16 protein-coding genes and 1 pseudogene are annotated in these 16,090 nt (G+C 69.9%); 10 read left to right on the top strand and 7 right to left on the bottom strand.

Translation table 11 applies throughout. The features are described 5' to 3' along the window. Positions 1 to 266: 266 nt before the first annotated feature. Both ABZ260_RS29155 and ABZ260_RS29150 read right to left on the bottom strand, forming a co-directional pair. Positions 267 to 767, bottom strand: coding sequence for a DinB family protein (locus ABZ260_RS29155; RefSeq protein WP_355624179.1), 501 nt, complete (start codon positions 765 to 767; stop codon positions 267 to 269). A 34-nt stretch (positions 768 to 801) separates the two neighbouring features. Beyond that, complete coding sequence (locus ABZ260_RS29150; RefSeq protein WP_355624176.1) at positions 802 to 1,428, bottom strand: class I SAM-dependent methyltransferase; 627 nt, start codon at positions 1,426 to 1,428, stop codon at positions 802 to 804. 87 nt (positions 1,429 to 1,515) lie between these two features. Here ABZ260_RS29150 and ABZ260_RS29145 point away from each other — a divergent pair, with 87 nt between their 5' ends. Beyond that, positions 1,516 to 2,121, top strand: a complete 606-nt coding sequence (locus ABZ260_RS29145) for an XRE family transcriptional regulator (protein WP_355624173.1) — start codon at positions 1,516 to 1,518, stop codon at positions 2,119 to 2,121. Between the two features lie 262 nt (positions 2,122 to 2,383). On the opposite strand, the pseudogene ABZ260_RS29140 reads toward ABZ260_RS29145, so the two are convergent. After that, a pseudogene (locus tag ABZ260_RS29140) lies at positions 2,384 to 2,479 on the bottom strand (IS5/IS1182 family transposase); the annotation flags it as partial. A gap of 90 nt (positions 2,480 to 2,569) precedes the next feature. Between ABZ260_RS29140 and ABZ260_RS29135 the strand changes: the two are divergent. Continuing rightward, positions 2,570 to 4,903: a hypothetical protein gene (locus ABZ260_RS29135; protein WP_355624170.1), complete on the top strand. Its 2,334-nt coding sequence runs from the start codon at positions 2,570 to 2,572 to the stop codon at positions 4,901 to 4,903. A 7-nt stretch (positions 4,904 to 4,910) separates the two neighbouring features. Here the strand turns inward: ABZ260_RS29135 and ABZ260_RS29130 are convergent, their stop codons facing one another. The 3 genes from ABZ260_RS29130 to ABZ260_RS29120 all read right to left on the bottom strand — a co-directional run bounded on the left by ABZ260_RS29130 (position 4,911) and on the right by ABZ260_RS29120 (position 7,600). Beyond that, on the bottom strand, positions 4,911 to 5,042 hold the full coding sequence (locus ABZ260_RS29130) for a hypothetical protein (protein WP_355624167.1): 132 nt from the start codon (positions 5,040 to 5,042) through the stop codon (positions 4,911 to 4,913). A gap of 18 nt (positions 5,043 to 5,060) precedes the next feature. Further along, entirely contained in the window at positions 5,061 to 6,137 is a 1,077-nt protein-coding gene (locus ABZ260_RS29125; RefSeq protein ID WP_355624164.1) for a hypothetical protein, read from the bottom strand. A gap of 62 nt (positions 6,138 to 6,199) precedes the next feature. Continuing rightward, positions 6,200 to 7,600: an FAD-dependent monooxygenase gene (locus ABZ260_RS29120; RefSeq protein WP_355624161.1), complete on the bottom strand. Its 1,401-nt coding sequence runs from the start codon at positions 7,598 to 7,600 to the stop codon at positions 6,200 to 6,202. A gap of 580 nt (positions 7,601 to 8,180) precedes the next feature. On the opposite strand from ABZ260_RS29120, the gene ABZ260_RS29115 reads away from it, so the two are divergent. The 7 genes from ABZ260_RS29115 (at position 8,181) to ABZ260_RS29085 (ending at position 15,545) form a co-directional block, all read left to right on the top strand. After that, positions 8,181 to 9,320, top strand: coding sequence for an NAD(P)/FAD-dependent oxidoreductase (locus tag ABZ260_RS29115; protein WP_355624158.1), 1,140 nt, complete (start codon positions 8,181 to 8,183; stop codon positions 9,318 to 9,320). A 76-nt stretch (positions 9,321 to 9,396) separates the two neighbouring features. Beyond that, positions 9,397 to 10,170 (top strand): AraC family transcriptional regulator, encoded by a 774-nt coding sequence (locus tag ABZ260_RS29110; RefSeq protein ID WP_355624155.1) that lies wholly within the window; start codon positions 9,397 to 9,399, stop codon positions 10,168 to 10,170. A gap of 302 nt (positions 10,171 to 10,472) precedes the next feature. Then, positions 10,473 to 11,519 (top strand): iron-siderophore ABC transporter substrate-binding protein, encoded by a 1,047-nt coding sequence (locus ABZ260_RS29105; protein ID WP_355624152.1) that lies wholly within the window; start codon positions 10,473 to 10,475, stop codon positions 11,517 to 11,519. Beyond that, complete coding sequence (locus tag ABZ260_RS29100; RefSeq protein ID WP_355624149.1) at positions 11,516 to 12,559, top strand: iron ABC transporter permease; 1,044 nt, start codon at positions 11,516 to 11,518, stop codon at positions 12,557 to 12,559. The genes ABZ260_RS29105 and ABZ260_RS29100 overlap by 4 nt, the downstream gene beginning before the upstream one ends. A gap of 68 nt (positions 12,560 to 12,627) precedes the next feature. Further along, positions 12,628 to 13,701, top strand: a complete 1,074-nt coding sequence (locus tag ABZ260_RS29095; protein ID WP_355624146.1) for an iron chelate uptake ABC transporter family permease subunit — start codon at positions 12,628 to 12,630, stop codon at positions 13,699 to 13,701. Further along, a complete protein-coding gene (locus tag ABZ260_RS29090) occupies positions 13,698 to 14,552 on the top strand; it encodes an ABC transporter ATP-binding protein (protein ID WP_355624143.1) in 855 nt (284 codons plus the stop codon). Before ABZ260_RS29095 ends, ABZ260_RS29090 begins: the two co-directional genes overlap by 4 nt. A gap of 186 nt (positions 14,553 to 14,738) precedes the next feature. Beyond that, a complete protein-coding gene (locus ABZ260_RS29085; protein ID WP_355624140.1) occupies positions 14,739 to 15,545 on the top strand; it encodes a neutral zinc metallopeptidase in 807 nt (268 codons plus the stop codon). Positions 15,546 to 15,772: 227 nt separating this feature from the next. On the opposite strand, the gene ABZ260_RS29080 is transcribed toward ABZ260_RS29085, so the two are convergent. Then, the gene (locus ABZ260_RS29080; RefSeq protein ID WP_355624137.1) at positions 15,773 to 15,979 is read right to left on the bottom strand and encodes a hypothetical protein; all 207 of its coding nucleotides are present in this window, start codon (positions 15,977 to 15,979) and stop codon (positions 15,773 to 15,775) included. A 17-nt stretch (positions 15,980 to 15,996) separates the two neighbouring features. Here ABZ260_RS29080 and ABZ260_RS29075 point away from each other — a divergent pair. Beyond that, positions 15,997 to 16,090, top strand: a 94-nt coding sequence (locus ABZ260_RS29075; protein WP_355624182.1) for an ATP-binding cassette domain-containing protein, incomplete at its 3' end; no start/stop codon positions are given.

Here is a 16,090-nt window from a genome sequence, read left to right as displayed (position 1 = left end):
GTCCCGCATGAGGCTCCAACAGACAGCAAGCCCGCCTCAGCGGGCCCGCCATGATGTCCGTTTCCTCAGGGCTCTTCTCGACAACTGTGCGGCGCGGCCCGTCTCTCGCACCCCCGTCACTTCCTCCCGCGGAGTTCTATGGGAGGCGGTCTACCTGGTCGAGGGCCTGCCGGCCAACGACTCACCCGACCACCGCAGCGTAACGGTCGCCACCGTGCGCGCGGATCGGAGGAAGCGGCGCGACAACGGCAGTTGGAGGAGGTGGATCAGCGCCCGGTCGCGCCGTCGATCAGTTCGCGGAGGATGTCCGCGTGGCCGGCGTGGCGGCCGGTCTCCTCGATCATGTGGGTGAGTGCCCAGCGGATGCTGGGCGTGGGGCTTTTCGGCCGCGGCCGGGGGACCGGTGCGCCGAGGTCGGTGCACCCGTCGAGAACTTCGTTCGCGCGCTCGACCGTCTTTCGGTAGCGGGTGACGACGTCGGCCACGCTGTCCGCCGGCGCGGCCTGGAACGTCGCCTGCCAGTCGGTGACGTCGTCCCCGAGGAACGTCGAGCGCTCGACGAAAGTAAGGTGATTGAGCAGGCCGAGCAGGTTCGTGCCCGACGGCACTCCGGCTGTTCGGACCTGCGGTTCGGGGGCACCGTCGACCTTCGCGGCAATCGAGGTCCGGAGGTAGTCGAGGAAGCCGCGCAGGATCTCGATCTCGCTGCTTCCGGTCCGGGGCGGCGGGGTGTCGCCGCGGTGGTTGCGGCGGGAGGCGGTGGGCATGGTGGCCTTCATGGGGAGCGGCGCCGAGGCCGGGTCAGGCGGTGCGGCGGATGAGCAGGACGTGGTCGGTGACCTCGGCGGTGCGCCCGCCCGGTCCGGTCGCGATCCGGCGGGGTGTGTCGGCCCGCTCGACCGTCCATGTCGCCGGGTCCAGATTGATACCCGCGGCGACCTCCCGCGGGGTCGGGTACCGGACGTCGGGATCCTGGTTCCACGACCACGGCGCGGTCGAGCCGTGGTCGACGACCAGCAGCCGCCCGCCCCGGCGCAGCGCGTGCGCGGCCGCGCGCAGGACGGTTGCCCTGTCCAGGTCGAAGGGGGTGTGCAGGTAGTGGGCGCAGATCAGGTCGAACCCGCCCTGCGGGAAGGACTCGTGCAGGTCATGCCGCTCGGCGATGACCCGGTCGCCCAGGCCGCGTGAGCGGGCAAGGCCGGCGAGCCGCTCGACCGCCACGGCCGAGATGTCGACGGCGGTGACGTGCCACCCCCGGCGGGCGAGCCACAGCGCGTCGCCGCCGTCGCCGCATCCGAGGTCCAACACGTCGCCGGGCGGCAGGCCCGTGACCGTCTCGGCGAGACGGTCGTTCGGCTGCGGGTCGGTGGCCGCGGGTCGGGCCGCGTAGACGCCCTCCCAGAACATGACCGCATCGGTGGTGCTCATCGAGGCTCCTTCTGTCGGGATGCGCTCAGTCTTGCCGGACTCGCCACGATCTGGCACGAAATCTTGCGGTTTTGGCAAGATGGTCTCGTGGACCATGAAACGGAAGACGTGCTCGACGCGGTGGGGCCGCGGCTGCGTGCGCTGCGTCGTAACCGCGGCATCACCCTCGCCGACCTCGCGGCGACGACCGGGGTGTCGGAGAGCACCCTGTCCCGGCTGGAGAGCGGGCAGCGCCGGGCGACCCTGGAGTTGCTGCTGCCGCTGGCCCGTACCTACGACGTTCCGTTGGACGACCTCGTCGGTGCCCCGCGCACAGGCGACCCCCGGATCCACCTGAAGCCGATCCGGCGGTTCGGGATGATCTTCGTTCCGTTGTCCCGGCGGCCGGGCGGTACGCAGGCGTTCAAGATGATCATCCCCGCTCGGCCGGAACCGCTCGAACCGACCCCACAGACTCACGAAGGCTTCGAATGGCTGTACGTGCTCAACGGTCGCCTGCGGCTGGTGCTCGGCGAGCGCGACCTGACGTTGCCGCCCGGTGAGGCAGCCGAGTTCGACACGTCCTTGCCGCACTGGCTGGGCAGCGCCGACGGCGGCGTGGTCGAGCTTCTCATCCTGTTCGGCCTGCAAGGGATGCGTGCGCACGTGCGCGCCGGCCCTCATCGGCCGTCTCACGGCGGGATCCAGCGGTGAGCTCGGTGAGATGACCGTCTGTTCGCGTCAACAGCGAGCCTTCCCGCACAGAACCCGCGGTCGACGACGTTGCGCCCGCAGGGGTCGACCGGGTCGAAGGCTGATGGCCACTGCAAGCCGTCTCGCTCCAGGGTAAGAAATCATGGGGTCTGAGTGCCCGTGAACAAATCGATCGTTAAGGCGACTCACGCGAGCTGAATCGGGAGAGCCGCCGCCCCATGAGAATGATCATCGACCACAGCACCATGGCTTCGTGATGCTCGGATAACCGTTCATGGTCGCGTACGCAGCGCCGGCACTGGAAGATCCACGACAACGACCTTTCCACCACCCACCTGCGGGGCAGGACGACGAAGCCGCTGACATCGTCACTCGCCACGTCTTGATCAACTTCATGGCGACTCGCTAAGGTTAGGCGCTTTGACCGCTCCGCCCTCAAGAGATGGCCATGCGTCGCTACCGTTTCGGCAGGATCGCCGCCCTGATCGCGCTCGGCTACCTCGCCGCGGTCGCCGTGCTGGGCGTCTTCGCGCTGACCGCCGACCGGGGCGACGTCCTCTGGAAGGTCGTCACCCGCGACTCCGGCATGGACTGGTTCTTCGGCCCCGGCAAAGACACGTTCACCGTCCCGTGGGGGCTGGCGCTTGTCCTGATCCTCATCGGGGCGCTCCAGGCGTGGGCCCTGTGGCAGGTGCTGCGCGGGCGCGCCCGCGGCGAGCTGACACACCGGGGCAGGAAGGTTGGCCTGCTGCGGCTCGCCCTGTACCTCGGCGTCGGCTACGGCCTGCTCAGCATCGCCAGCATCCCGCTGATTCTCGCATTGGAGATTTACTGGTTCTGGTCGGTGACGGGGATCGCCTCCGGTTTCGTGCAGTTGGCCATCGTCTGGCTGTTCTTCCTGGTGCTCCGTGACATCGTCTCCCGCAGGCTGCGGCTGTTCTCACTCGTCGTCGGGACCATCGCCGGCGCGAGCGGCATCGGCCAGGACGTCATGGACGCCTTCGACCTGGATTTCGCCGCGCAGATCTTCACCCTTGCCGGAGGGTACGGCAATGTCTGGCTGGCGTGGTCCGTGTCGATCCTGACCGCCCAGGCCAGGGATCCCCGCTGGAGCGCGGCGACCGTCCGGATAGGCGTCATCTCGCAGGTGGTGTCCGTCCTCCAGCCCAGCGGGATCGTCTCCTTCGGCGGCAACGGGTTCCCCCACATCCTCACGGTCTATGCGCTTCTCGGCGCTGTCAGCGTCTTCGGGCTGGTGTGGAATGCCAGGACCGCCCACGAGCTGGCGAACCCCCTTCCGCAGCCGGTCCCAGGACAGGCGCCGGCGCGGTCGGCGGCCAGGTGGTGGCCGCTGCCCACCGTGGCGATCGTGCTCCCGCTGATCCCCGCCGCCGTCAACCTCGCGTACGGCAGGTACCTCTGGATCGGCCCCAGAGGCGCGATCGAGCAGTTCGTCCGTGTGGACGGCGGCAGCGGGCATGCTCTGACATGGCTCGCCCTGGACGTCTTCGTCGGTGTCGGCGGTCCCGCGCTGCTGATCCTGGCCGCCGTTCTGCGCCGGACCCGCCACCTCGTGCGGTTTGCGACGCTGACGCTGACCATCGCCGCGGCCGTGGGCTTCGTCAGCGCGCTCACGGCGACACCGGTGTCAGGGGACTTCGGCGACTTCTTCTACGAAGGCACGCAGATCTACCCGGAGGGGCTGTTCACCCAGGGGAAGGACGGTGAGATCTTCTTCGGCATCTCACCGTTGTGGTACAGCGCGGCCTTGCTCGCCTCCGCCCTGCTCCTGCTGTTCTTGTACCCGGCCGCGCCCACCCGGCGCGTACGCCACCACGTGCTGCCGGCCGGGCTCGCCACGCTGGTCGCGCTCGGGTTCGTGCCCGTGGCGGACCAGGCCCGCAGCCCGGTCACCGCAGCCGAGGACTGCAACCCACGCGAGACATGGAGGGGCGAGCCCGAGGAACCCAAGCTCACCCGGGACCAGCGATTCGTGTGCTCCCTCCGGCAGGGAAACCTGATCAAGTTCGCCGCCACCACGCCCGACGCCGTGATCCTCGTCCGCGCCCGCTGGCTGTGCGGCATCTACACCCGCAACGATCCCCAGGAGGTCGCCCGCCTTCAGGCGACGGAGGGGCTGAAGCGCAATGACCTGACCTACCCGCTCGCGGAGATCTGCCCCAGCGCCAGCACCGTGGTCAAGGCCGCGGCCGCTGAACGGGACCGGGAGATGCAGGAGTGGCAGGCCGACGCGCAGCGTATGTGCGACTCGAGCCCGCGCCACCGCCCGCTCATCAAACCGGCCAAGGTGATCCGCATGAAGGAACCCCAGTGGACGGACTACGGGGTCGTGGAGACGTACGAGCCGACCGAGGACGGCGGGGACCCGTTCGAGGACGGCCTGCTCGAGCAGGCTCAGGACGCCGGCCTGGTGGCCGCCCTCCCCGGCCGCCTGATGATCCTGACGCACTCCGACTTCGACCTCTGCGTCACGCTGGAGACCTACTCCCGCCGCCCGCCGGTGGAGACCAAGGGCTGGGAGCACGTCGCCGAGGTCGGCTACGAGAGCCCCACCGGCGAGATCGTGCTCAGGGACGATCTGAGCGGCACCGAATTTCCCGACCTGTCACTCAACGGCCGTGCGGGTCACTACCGGATCCGGGTGCACTACGACTGGTTCAAATGGAAGGGAGAGCAAGGGGGCGGCCAACGTCTGCTGATCATGGCGTTCCCCGGGAAGGGGGACAAGCCGGTCACGTACCGCAAGCCGCCCAAGCGGTGAGCACGCCTCAGGCTTGCCCCGGCTTGGCCACCCGCGTGCCGATCAGGCGGGTCAGGACGACGGCGACCCCCGTGCCCAGGAGCACGAGCGTCCCGGGCAGGACCGTGCCGCCCGCCGGCCGCCCGGCTCCGACAGCCACCCGACCAGGCCGGCTCCGCTATTCCCGGCGGAAGGTGACGATCGACTCGGAATCACCGTTGGCCACGTCGACCATCAGCCACAGCTGGGAAGTGCCGGGGATCCGCTCGATCAGTGCGCGGTGCCCCTCCCCGCCCGGCGGGGGCACCTCTTTCGTCCAGTTCCGGCCGTCCCAGTGCAGGACCGAGACCCCACCGGGCTCGTCGTGGTCCTCGCCCGCGAACCAGACGTCGTCAGGCCCGAACGCGGTCACGCTCTGCAGCTCGCCCTTCCACGGCGGGATGGTGGGCCGCTCCCAGGATCGGCCGTTCCAGTGCAGCACCAGGGGCCGCTCGCCGATGCCGCCCACCGCCCAGACGTCGTCGGGGCTGATCTGCAAGATCGTGGTGAGGATGCCCTCGGGCAGCGTGGTCTCCTCGTACCCGCCGTTGTGCCCGTGCCAGATCACGGGCCGCACTGAGTCCCGCATCCCGGCGACCCAGGTGTGACCGGCGCCGCTGTCCACCGCGACCAGCCTGGTCTCCTCGCCGCCGAGCACCTTTTCGGTGACGAAGGCGGTGCCGTTCCAGGTCAGTACCGCAGTGTCCGAGATCACGACCACCCGGCGGCCGTCCACGGCCACGTCCCGCCCGTACCCAGAGAGCCGGTACCGCCGCCAGGCGTGCCCGTCCCAGTGCTGGGCCAGGGCCTCGTCGAAACCTCCGCCCAGCATCCACGCGTTGCGCGGCCCGTCGGAGTCGATGCTCGCCAGGCCGCCCAGAGCATCCTCGACGGGCACCGCGCGCCACCGTGACCCGTCCCAGGTACGCAGCGACGTCCTCACGCTGTCCTCCCAGCCGGTGTACCCGATCGCCCACGCCAGCTCGGGACCGACAGCGGTCACGTCGCGCAGGCCACGCTCCCACGCGGTGTCGGTGGACAGACCGGGGACTTGGACCCACCTCTCGGAGATCTCCGTGGTAGGTGTGGCCGATGCCGAAGGGGCCGACACGGTGGGCGTGCTCGACGGCGAGGGGGCCGGCGCGGCGAGCGGGGGCTGCGCGGCACAGCCCAACGTGATCAAGCAGGCGGCCAGCGCCGTCACTCGCGACCTCATGGTGGCAAATCGTACGACTTCCGCCTACGGTTACCACCGGCCATTGAACGAACGGGCGCCTCTCAGGCGTGGCCGGCCCACATGGTCAGGGCCGTCACCAGGGCGGCCGGGTCGCTGCCGGCCCATGCCACATGGCCGTCGGGCCGCAGGAACATCGCCTCGCCTTGTCCTCGCTGCAGGTGGCGGATCCGTCCCGACCACGGTGCTGCCGCCTTGACCAGCATGTCCTGCCCGGCGCCGGTCATCAGCAGCCCGCGTCCGTCGGCCATCACGGGCGCATCGGCAAGGCGCATGCCCAGCAACGGATGCCCCGGCCCCGGCAGCGGATAGCGAATGTCCGTCCCGGCCAGCATGCCCGCGATGACCTGGTTGGCCGCGGGTACGCGTAGCAACTCGGCTACGATGCCGCGCAGTGCGAGGTGCTCCTCTTTCGGCTCCAGAAGCACCGACTGCGCACGTGTGTTGGCCAAAACCCTCGCCGCCACCGGGTGCCGTTCGCGGTGGTAGGTGTCGAGTAGTTCGTCGTCACCGCCGTGGCGAAGCCGCACCGCCAGCTTCCATCCGAGGTTGAAGGCATCCTGTACGCCCAGGTTCAGTCCCTGCCCTCCCATCGGTGAATGGATGTGGGCGGCGTCCCCGGCCAGAAATACTCGCCCGTGCCGGTACTGCTCCACCTGCCTGGAGGCGTCAGTGAAGCGGGACGCCCACCGAATGCCGGACAGCTTGACCGTCGGGCCGAACTCTGCGGCCAGTGCCCGGCTCACCTCCTCCGGCGTGATGGGCGCATCCCTGGGCAATTCCTGCTGTTCAGGGCCGTAGAACAGCAGCCGATGTACACCGTCTCCGAGCGGTGCCAGGTAGGACCTGCCGGTCGGAGACGGGGTCATGACCGGCAGTTCCCATGCCGACGGTGCTGCGCTGCTGAGCGTGATGTCGGCGACCACCATGGCCAGCCGCCCCTCCAGACCGGGAAAGTCCACCCCCAGCAGTCGGCGCACAGTGCTCCGGCCGCCGTCGCACCCGACCAGGTAGTCGGCGTGAATGTGCAGTTCTCCTGCTCTCGCGGTGACACCGGAGGCGTGCTGTGACAACTCGGTCAGTTCATGACCACGCATGATCTTGATGCCCAGCTCCGTCACGCGAGCCTCGAGCAGAGCCTCGACTCGGCCCTGTGGAATGCCGATCATGTAAGGGTGGCGGGTATCCAAGGCTTTCAGGTCGAGGCGCATTCCCGCGAAGTGTCCGCCAGGGATTCGTTCGATCGCGCGTTCCATCAGTGGCGCGAACAGGTCGCGCAACTCCAGCAGTTCGGCGGTACGGGGTTGCAGCCCAAGAGCCTTGGACTGACCGCTGCGCTCGGCCATCTGTTCCACCACGAGGGTGGACAGCCCGGCCAGGCCTAGTTCGGCGGCAAGCGCAAGGCCGGTCGGACCTGCTCCGATGACGATCACGTCGACGTTCATGCGGGGAGTGTAAGTGTGCTCTGTTCGCTTACTGCAACGATAGTGGGGTGCTCAAACCGTTGGATTCCGAACCCTCGCACCAGGCCAGGCCTACTTGTGAACACCCCACCAGGGGTCGTTCTTGAGACGGCTGGAAGGGGGATCCCGTCCGATGTCACATCGCCGGTGTCCGGCCTGCAGGGGAGGCTCGGTGTTCCGCAGGCGGGCCGTGCCGGCCCACTGACGCGTTCCCCGGCATCGGCGCTCAGCGGCCGAACAGTCCATGCGGATCGAACAGGCGCTTCATGTCGCGCTGGTGCGGAGTACGCAGCACGTGGTGCCGAGGCCGGCCCCGGAATCGCCCGGCGGGCCGACTTATCGGTCACGCCCACGGACGTGACCCAGATGCGTCCGGCGATCAGGGGCGCGGTGGATGTAAGGGAAATGCCGAGCGAGAGAACAATCACCGTGGCCGGTTTCACAGCCACCTCTCGGCAGGGGAGCAATCCACGGTCTCGAATGTGGCGACGGTGTGGAGGTATGGGACAGGTAGCGTGCAGACCATCGTACGGATGAGGCATCGCCCCTACCGTCGCAAGGTATGCGGAGAGTGGATGTACTGGTCGTGGGTGCGGGACTGGCCGGCCTGCGCACAGCCCGCCTGCTCGCGCGACGGGAACTGAACGTGCTGGTGGTCGACCGTCGCAGGTCGCTCTCGGCGGGCATCCGCACGACAGGGATCTTCGTGCGCCGCACCCTCGATGACTTCGACGTGCCGGATCACCTGCTCGGGCCGGGTGTCCGGGACGTGCTGCTGTATCCGCCGTCGCGGCGGGCGCCGATCCGGCTCACCAGCGACCGGGACGAGTACCGCGTGGCCGACATGGCGGCCGTCTACGAGCACGCGCGCCGCGTGGCGGAGTCGGCCGGGGCACGGGTCCTCCTGGGCGTACGGTATGTCGACGCGTCGATGGGTTTTGTGCGGTTCGCGGATGCGGAACCGGTGACGGCCCGGTTCATCGTCGGCGCGGACGGCGCCCGCTCCCGGGTGGCCCGTGATCTCGGCCTTGATGTCAACCGGCGCTTCCTCGTCGGTGCCGAGATCGTCCACCCGATCGCGCCGGGCACGACCACCCCGGCGTTCCACTGCGTGCTGGACCCCCGGGTCGCTCCGGGGTACCTGGGATGGGTGATCGACGACGGCCGGCATGCGCATGTCGGCGTCGCGGGATATCCGAACGCGATGCGCACCGGTATCCGCCACCTGCTGGACGCTTTCGCCGCGGATGCGCCTGGCCGCGTGGCGCCGGCCGGTCCGGTCGAGCGGCGAGGCGGTCCGATCCCGGTCGGCGGTGTGCTGCGACGGTTGGCGTGCCCCGCCGGGCTGCTCGTCGGAGACGCGGCGGGCGCGGTGTCGCCGCTGACGGCCGGTGGGTTGGACCCTTGCTTACGCATGTCCGAACTGGCCGCGGCGGTCACCGCCGGGTACCTGCGTACCGGCGACCAACGCATGCTGAGCCGGTACGACGGGGACGCGTTGCGGACCCGGTTCCGAGGCCGGCTGTTGCTGCGCCGCGTGTTCGCCGGCATCCGATCCCCCGCTGCGGCAGAGGCGGCGGTGACCGTGCTACGCGGTCGTGCCGGTCGTGCCCTGGCGGCGCGGATCCTGTTCGGCGACGGCTCGTTTCCCGAGGTCGACCCACGGCTCGCGGACCTGGCGATCGACCACCCTCGCCGGTAACGCCGACCGGCTCTCATGATCCGCAGGACGGGCCCTAGGGTGGGGGAATGCCGCTCGCGTCCCACCGCGTCCTCCCATGATCAGGGAGACCCGCATGCTGCCCGCCCTCGCGGCGGGACCGGTCGAGGTGCCGTTCGTGATCCTGGGCTGGAGCGAGATCATCGCCCACGACACCACCTGGAACGAGCACTCCCACCCCTTCCACGAACTGCTCTGGAACGAGCGGGGCGCGTCCACGGCCGTGGTGGGGGCACGGGTCTGGACGGTCACCCCCGCCCTGGGCCTGTGGATGCCCGCGGGCACGCTGCACTCCGGCTCGGCGATCGCGGGCACCTGGTGCCGCGCCAACTTCTTCGGCTTCGGCACCATGACCCCGATCTTCCCCACGCCCGTCGGCGTCGAGATCACCCCGCTGCTCCGGCTGCTGCTGGAGCGGCTCGCCGACACTGAGTTGTCCTCCGACTCGCGAGCGGTGACCGAGGCGATGGTGCTCGACGTGCTCATCCCCTCCTCGCGCGAACTGCTCCTGCACATGCCCACCTCCGACCTGCTGCGCCCGATCGCTGACGCGGTCCGGGAGGATCCGGGCGATCCGCGGACGCTGGCGGACTGGGCGTCCTGCCTCGGCGTGAGCGCCCGCACGATCACCCGTGCCTTCAACGCGGAGACGGGCACCAGCTTCGCGCGCTGGATCGCGGCGGTGCGCGCCCAGCACGCGGTCGCGCTGCTCACCCAGGGCTGGGAGGTCGACGTCGTGGCCGAGGAGGTCGGCTACCGTTCGGCGAGCGCGTTCGGCGCGGCCTTCCGGCGGACGACCGGACTGACACCGGGAGCGTTCCGAGCGCGCTGAGACTCCGGGACGCCGAAGGCCGCCTTCCGGACGCGGCGCAGGTCTTGTGGATGTGTCGCGCCCTCGTGCACGCACCGCCTGCGGGGTCGTCGCCCGGTCTCCGTGTCCCGATCTCGACAACAGCTGTCTCAAAAGGGCTATTGCGACAACTCGGTCATTTCTCCTAGGGTTCCGAACAAGGCAAGCCTTACCTAACTAAGTCGAGGGCTTGCGGCAGTACGGTGTACCGCTCCACGAACGCAGGACCGCGATCCAGACGTGCGAGGGCCGGAACCCGCGGAATTCTGAGAGTGGAGTACGGATTGAAGCGTCCATACAGCCTTCGCATCCTCGCCGTGACGGCCGTCCTGCTGGGCATCGCGGGCTGCGGCGGTTCGTCGGAGACCAAGGGCGAGAGCGCGAGCAGCAGCACGAGCAGCAGCACGAGCGCCTTCCCCATGACGATCCAGCACGCGCTGGGGACGACCACCATCCAGGCGAAGCCGGAGCGGGTGGCCACGGTCAACTGGGCCAACCACGAAGCGCCGCTGGCCCTCGGCGTCGTCCCGGTCGGCATGGCCGCCGCGAACTTCGGCGACGACGACGGCGACGGGCTCCTGCCCTGGGTGGACGAGCGCCTGAAGGAACTCAAGGCCGAGAAGCCCGTCCTGTTCGACGAGACCGACGGCATCGACTTCGAGGCCGTCGCCGACACGAAGCCGGACGTGATCCTGGCCGCCTACTCGGGCCTGACCAAGCAGGACTACGAGACCCTGAGCAAGATCGCTCCGGTGGTGGCCTACCCGGACGCCGCGTGGGCGACCCCGTGGCGCGAGATCATCCGGATGAACAGCAAGGCCATCGGTCTCGCCGACGAGGCCGAGAAGCTCATCACCGACATCGAGGGTGACATCAGCCAGGTCGTCGCGAAGTACCCGCAGCTCAAGGGCAAGTCGGCGATGTTCATGACGCATGTCGACCCCAACGACGTGAGCGAGGTCGGCTTCTACACGACGCACGACACCCGCACGCTGTTCTTCGAGGACCTCGGGCTGACGATCCCGGGCAGCATCGCCGAGGCGTCCAAGGGCACCGACAAGTTCGCCCTGACCCGGAGCGCGGAGCAGATCGACCTGTTCGACGACGTCGACATCATCACCGGATACGGCGACGAGAAGGGCGAGTTGTTCGAGACGCTCCGCAAGGACCCGCTGCTGTCGAAGATCCCCGCCGTCAAGCGCGGCTCGGTGTACCTCCTGCCCGGCAGCACGCCCCTGGGCACCGCCGCGAACCCGACCCCCCTGTCGATCTCGTGGGTGCTGGAGGACTACGCCAAGGCGCTCGCCGAGGCCGCGGACAAGGTCAAGTGACGTCGGTCGACACCGACCGCCTGCCGGACGCCGCCCTCGTGCGGCGTCCGGCGCGCGTCCGGGTTCTGTGGCTGCTCGTCGCGGTCGGCGTCCTGGCCGTGCTCATGGTGGCCTCCGTCGCCCTCGGCTCGCGCGACGTCGCCTGGTCCGACGTCTGGGCCGCGCTCGGCGGCGCGGAGGACTCCCTCGAACAGGCGGCGGTCGCCAAGCGGATACCGCGCACCCTGCTCGCGGTGGTGATCGGCGCCGCGCTCGGCCTCGCCGGCGGTGTCATGCAGGGCGTGACCCGCAACCCGCTGGCCGACCCGGGGATCCTGGGCGTCAACATGGGCGCGTCGCTCTCCGTCGTCACCGCCGTCGCGTTCTTCGGGCTCACGTCGCCGACCGGGTACATCTGGGTCGCGATGGCGGGGGCCGCCGTCTCGGCCGTGTTCGTGTACACCGTCGGGTCCCTCGGGCGTGGTGGGGCCACGCCCCTCAAACTCGCGCTCGCCGGCGCCGCCACGTCGGCGGCCTTCGCGTCCCTGGTCAGCGCCGTCGTGCTGCCCCGCAATGACATCGCCGGGGGCTTCAAGCTCTGGCAGATCGGCGGGGTCGGCGGCGCGTCCTACGAGCGCATCGGGCAGGTCCTGCCGTTCCTCGCCGTCGGCCTCGTCGTATGCCTGCTGTCCGCGCGGGCGCTGAACTCGCTCGCTCTGGGCGACGAACTCGCCGCCGGGCTCGGCGAGCGCGTGGCCGTCGTCCGGGCCACGGCTGCCCTCGGCGCCGTCGTGCTGTGCGGGGCGTCGACGGCCGTCGCCGGGCCGATCGCCTTCGTGGGGCTCGTCGTCCCGCACGCGTGCCGCCTGCTCGTCGGCGTGGACCACCGCTGGCTGCTGCCGTTCTCCGCCCTGGTCGGCGCGGCCCTGCTCACCGCGGCCGACGTCGTCGGCCGTATCGTGGCGCGCCCCGAGGACATCGAGGTGGGCATCGTGACGGCGCTGATCGGCGCCCCGTTCTTCATCCACATCGTCCGCCGCCAGAAGGTGCGTGAGCTGTGAGCGAGCGTAGCGAGCGAACCAAAAAGCACAGCAGCGCTGCGCTCGCAGTCCCGACGAAGGAGGGGGCTGTGCGCGAGCGAACCAACGAGCACCGCGGCGCCCCCGCCGCCCCCCGGCCGTCGCCCGCGGCCGTCGCCCGCGGCCGTCGCCGGAGCGCCTCCCGGCGCCGCATCGTCGTCCTGACGCTGGCGGTGCTCGTCGTCGCCGGGTTCGCCATGACCCTGATGTTCGGGCAGACCTTCTACCCGCCCCGCGACGTGATCAACGTCATCCTCGGCGAGCAGGTGCCGGGCGCGTCCTTCACGGTCGGGCGGCTCCGGCTGCCGCGGACCGTCCTCGCCGTGGTCGCGGGATTCAGCTTCGGCCTGGCCGGCGTCACCTTCCAGACGATGCTCCGCAACCCGCTGGCCAGCCCCGACATCATCGGCATCAGCTGGGGCGCGAGCGCCGCGGCGGCCATCGCGATCGTGTCGCTGTCCCTCGGCGGGACCCAGGTGTCGTTCCTCGCCATCGTCTCCGCCCTCGCCGTCGCCCTGCTGATCTACATCCTGGCGTTCCGGGACGGCGTCGTCGGCACGCGGCTCATCCTGATCGGCATCGGGATCTCTGCGATGCTCGAAAGCATCACCTCCTACGTCCTGTCCCGGGCCGCCGAATGGGACCTCCAGGAGGCCACGCGCTGGCTGACCGGCAGCCTCAACGGGGTGACCTGGGAGCAGACCCTGCCCGCCCTCGTCGCGCTGGTCGTCCTCACCCCCGTCCTGCTGTCCCTGTCCCGCGACCTGTCGATGATGCAGCTCGGCGAGGACACCGCCTCCGCCCTCGGCGTCCGTGTCGAACGCACCCGCGTCATGGTGATCGTCACCGCCGTCGGCCTGATCGCCTTCGCCACGGCGGCGGCCGGCCCGATCGCGTTCGTGGCGTTCCTGTCCGGCCCCATCGCGGCCCGGCTGCTCGGCCCCGGCGGCTCTCTGCTCGTGCCCGCCGGGCTCGTCGGCGCCCTCCTGGTCCTCGTCGCAGACTTCGCCGGCCAGTTCGCGTTCGACGTCCGCTACCCGGTCGGCGTCGTCACCGGCGTCCTCGGGGCGCCGTACCTCGTCTACCTGATCGTCCGCACCCATCGGGCCGGAGGCTCGCTGTGACCACGTCCCACTCCCTCGTAGCCGAGGGCCTCACGCTCGGCTACGGCGACCGCGTCGTCGTCGAGTCCCTCGACCTGGTCGTGCCGCCCGGCGAGATCACGGTGATCGTCGGCGCGAACGCCTGCGGGAAGTCGACCCTCCTGCGCTCCCTGTCCCGGCTGCTCGCACCCCGCGAGGGCCATGTCGTCCTGGACGGCAGACAGGTGCACCGCATGCCGGCCAAGGAACTGGCCCGCACGCTCGGACTGCTGCCCCAGTCGCCGGTCGCGCCCGAGGGCATCACCGTGCTCGACCTGGTCGGCCGCGGCCGCCACCCCCACCAGGGGATCTTCTCCCGGTGGAACGACAAGGACGACGCCGCGGTGGCGGCCGCCCTGGAGGCCACGCAGACGACGGACCTCGCCGACCGCGCCGTCGACGAGCTGTCCGGCGGCCAGCGTCAACGGGTCTGGATCGCCATGGCGCTGGCTCAGCAGACCGACCTGCTCCTCCTCGACGAGCCCACCACCTTCCTCGACGCCAGCCACCAGGTCGAAGTCCTCGACCTGCTGACCGACCTGAACCACACCCGCGGCACCACCATCGTGATGGTCCTGCACGACCTCAACCTCGCCGCCCGCTACGCCGACAACCTCATCGCCCTGGCCGACGGCCGCCTCCACGCCTCCGGCACCCCGGCCGAGGTCCTCACCGAAGACAGCGTCCGCACCGTCTTCGGCCTCGACAGCCGCATCATCGAAGACCCCGTCTCCGGCCGCCCGCTGATGCTCCCCATCGGCCGCCACCACATCCGGCCACAGGCAAGAGAGGCTCGGTCAGCAGCCTCAGCCACCTGCCGGGCCGAAGGGTGATCGCTCGGGCGCCGGTCGGTGGAAGTCTCTCAACGCCATGATCAGGCGGCTGGCCCCGGTCACGGCGGGAGTGGACGTCGGCCGCTTGAGCCGGGTGCCCAGACGCCGAGGTAATCGCCGACAGGACGGCGCAGCGAGGAGAAAAGCCTGTTGGCCCGTATCGCCGTTTCTGTAGAGTTCGGCATCATGCGTACCCCTCGTATCGTCCTGCTGGCCGGGGCACTGGTCGGTCTGCTGCTCACCGGCACCGCCCATGCCAATGTCGGCACTGCCCGCACCGCCGGCGGTCCGGTTCCCACCGGATCCAAGGCGCTGACCCACAACCCGCTGTACCGCAGCGGCAAGATGACGGTGCCCTGTGGCCGCCACCCGGATGACTTCGCCAGCTTCGGCGCCGCCAAAAAGCACCTGACCGCGATGCTCGGCTGCCTGAACGCCTCGTGGTCCGCGCAGCTGAAGAAGGCCGGCCTGCCGTTCAAGAAGCCGGCGGTCCAGTTCCTCACCAAGTCCACCAGCGCGTGCGAGGCGCGCTGGCCCGAATATGTCGTCGGCCTGTACTGCCCCGACCAGCGGCAGATGGTCATCCGAGTCAACGACTACGCCATTCAGAACCCGGCGGATCCGGACCTCCTGCTACTGATCGCGCATGAGTACGCCCACCATGTGCAGAACCTCACCGGCATACTGGTCGCCGGGCAGACGCCGGTCCGTACCAAGGCAAAGGCGCTGGAGCGCAGCCGTCGCATGGAACTGCAGGCCGAGTGCCTGGCGGGGGCGTTCATGGCGAGCATCTGGCCCTCGCAGCAGTACACGGCCGAGGACTGGGCGGAAGCCGTTGACCTCCTCGGGCGTAGCGGCGATGAGGAGATCGACGACGCGGAGCGCACCCACGGCACGAGCAGGAACCGGGCCGCCTGGCTGCAGCGCGGTTTCGACAAAGCCTCTCCGGGCGCGTGCAACACCTGGACCGCGACAGCGTCCAGCGTCGCCTGACGGCGGCCTCCTCGCGGGAGGAGAAGGCAGTGGCGGGCCCGTCCGCGATCGCTTCGTGCTCATCGCGGCGGGCCCGCTGTCGCTTATACCGGCTGGTGAAACGGCCGCCCATCAAAGGGAGGCGTTGTCGTGTCCTGAGGCGCGGGTTCGGGACGGTCGTGGACCTGTCGCCGGCTGAGCGGGATGCGCTGGTCGGCCGTGCGGACCATGAGCGCGGTTCACCGTACTCAGCTGTGATCCGCGCAGCATGGCGTCGGGTTCGGTACTTCGGCCGGCATCAGGCGTCCACCCGCGGCGGGCATGCACAGCAGGGTTATCAGCCCGTCGCGCCAGACCGGCCGGACGTGGTCATTGGTCACGATGAGCATGTCATGCGCGGGTTCCCGCGTCTGGGCCAGCACCATCACCCGCTCGATCGCGGACCGCTCCAGCATCTCGCCGACACTGAGACATCAAGAACCTCTCGCTGAGCATGACACCGGGCAGCCGGGTCGCGATCGTGGGCGGTTCCGGCAGCGGCAAATCCACCCTGGGCCGCCTGCTGA

Origin of the sequence: Streptosporangium sp. NPDC006013 (assembly GCF_040614275.1) — a bacterium.
In the GTDB taxonomy this organism is placed as follows: Bacteria; Actinomycetota; Actinomycetes; order Streptosporangiales; family Streptosporangiaceae; genus Streptosporangium.
Note: the sequence above shows the minus strand (reverse complement) of the source record. Positions and strands in the feature narration are given on the sequence as shown.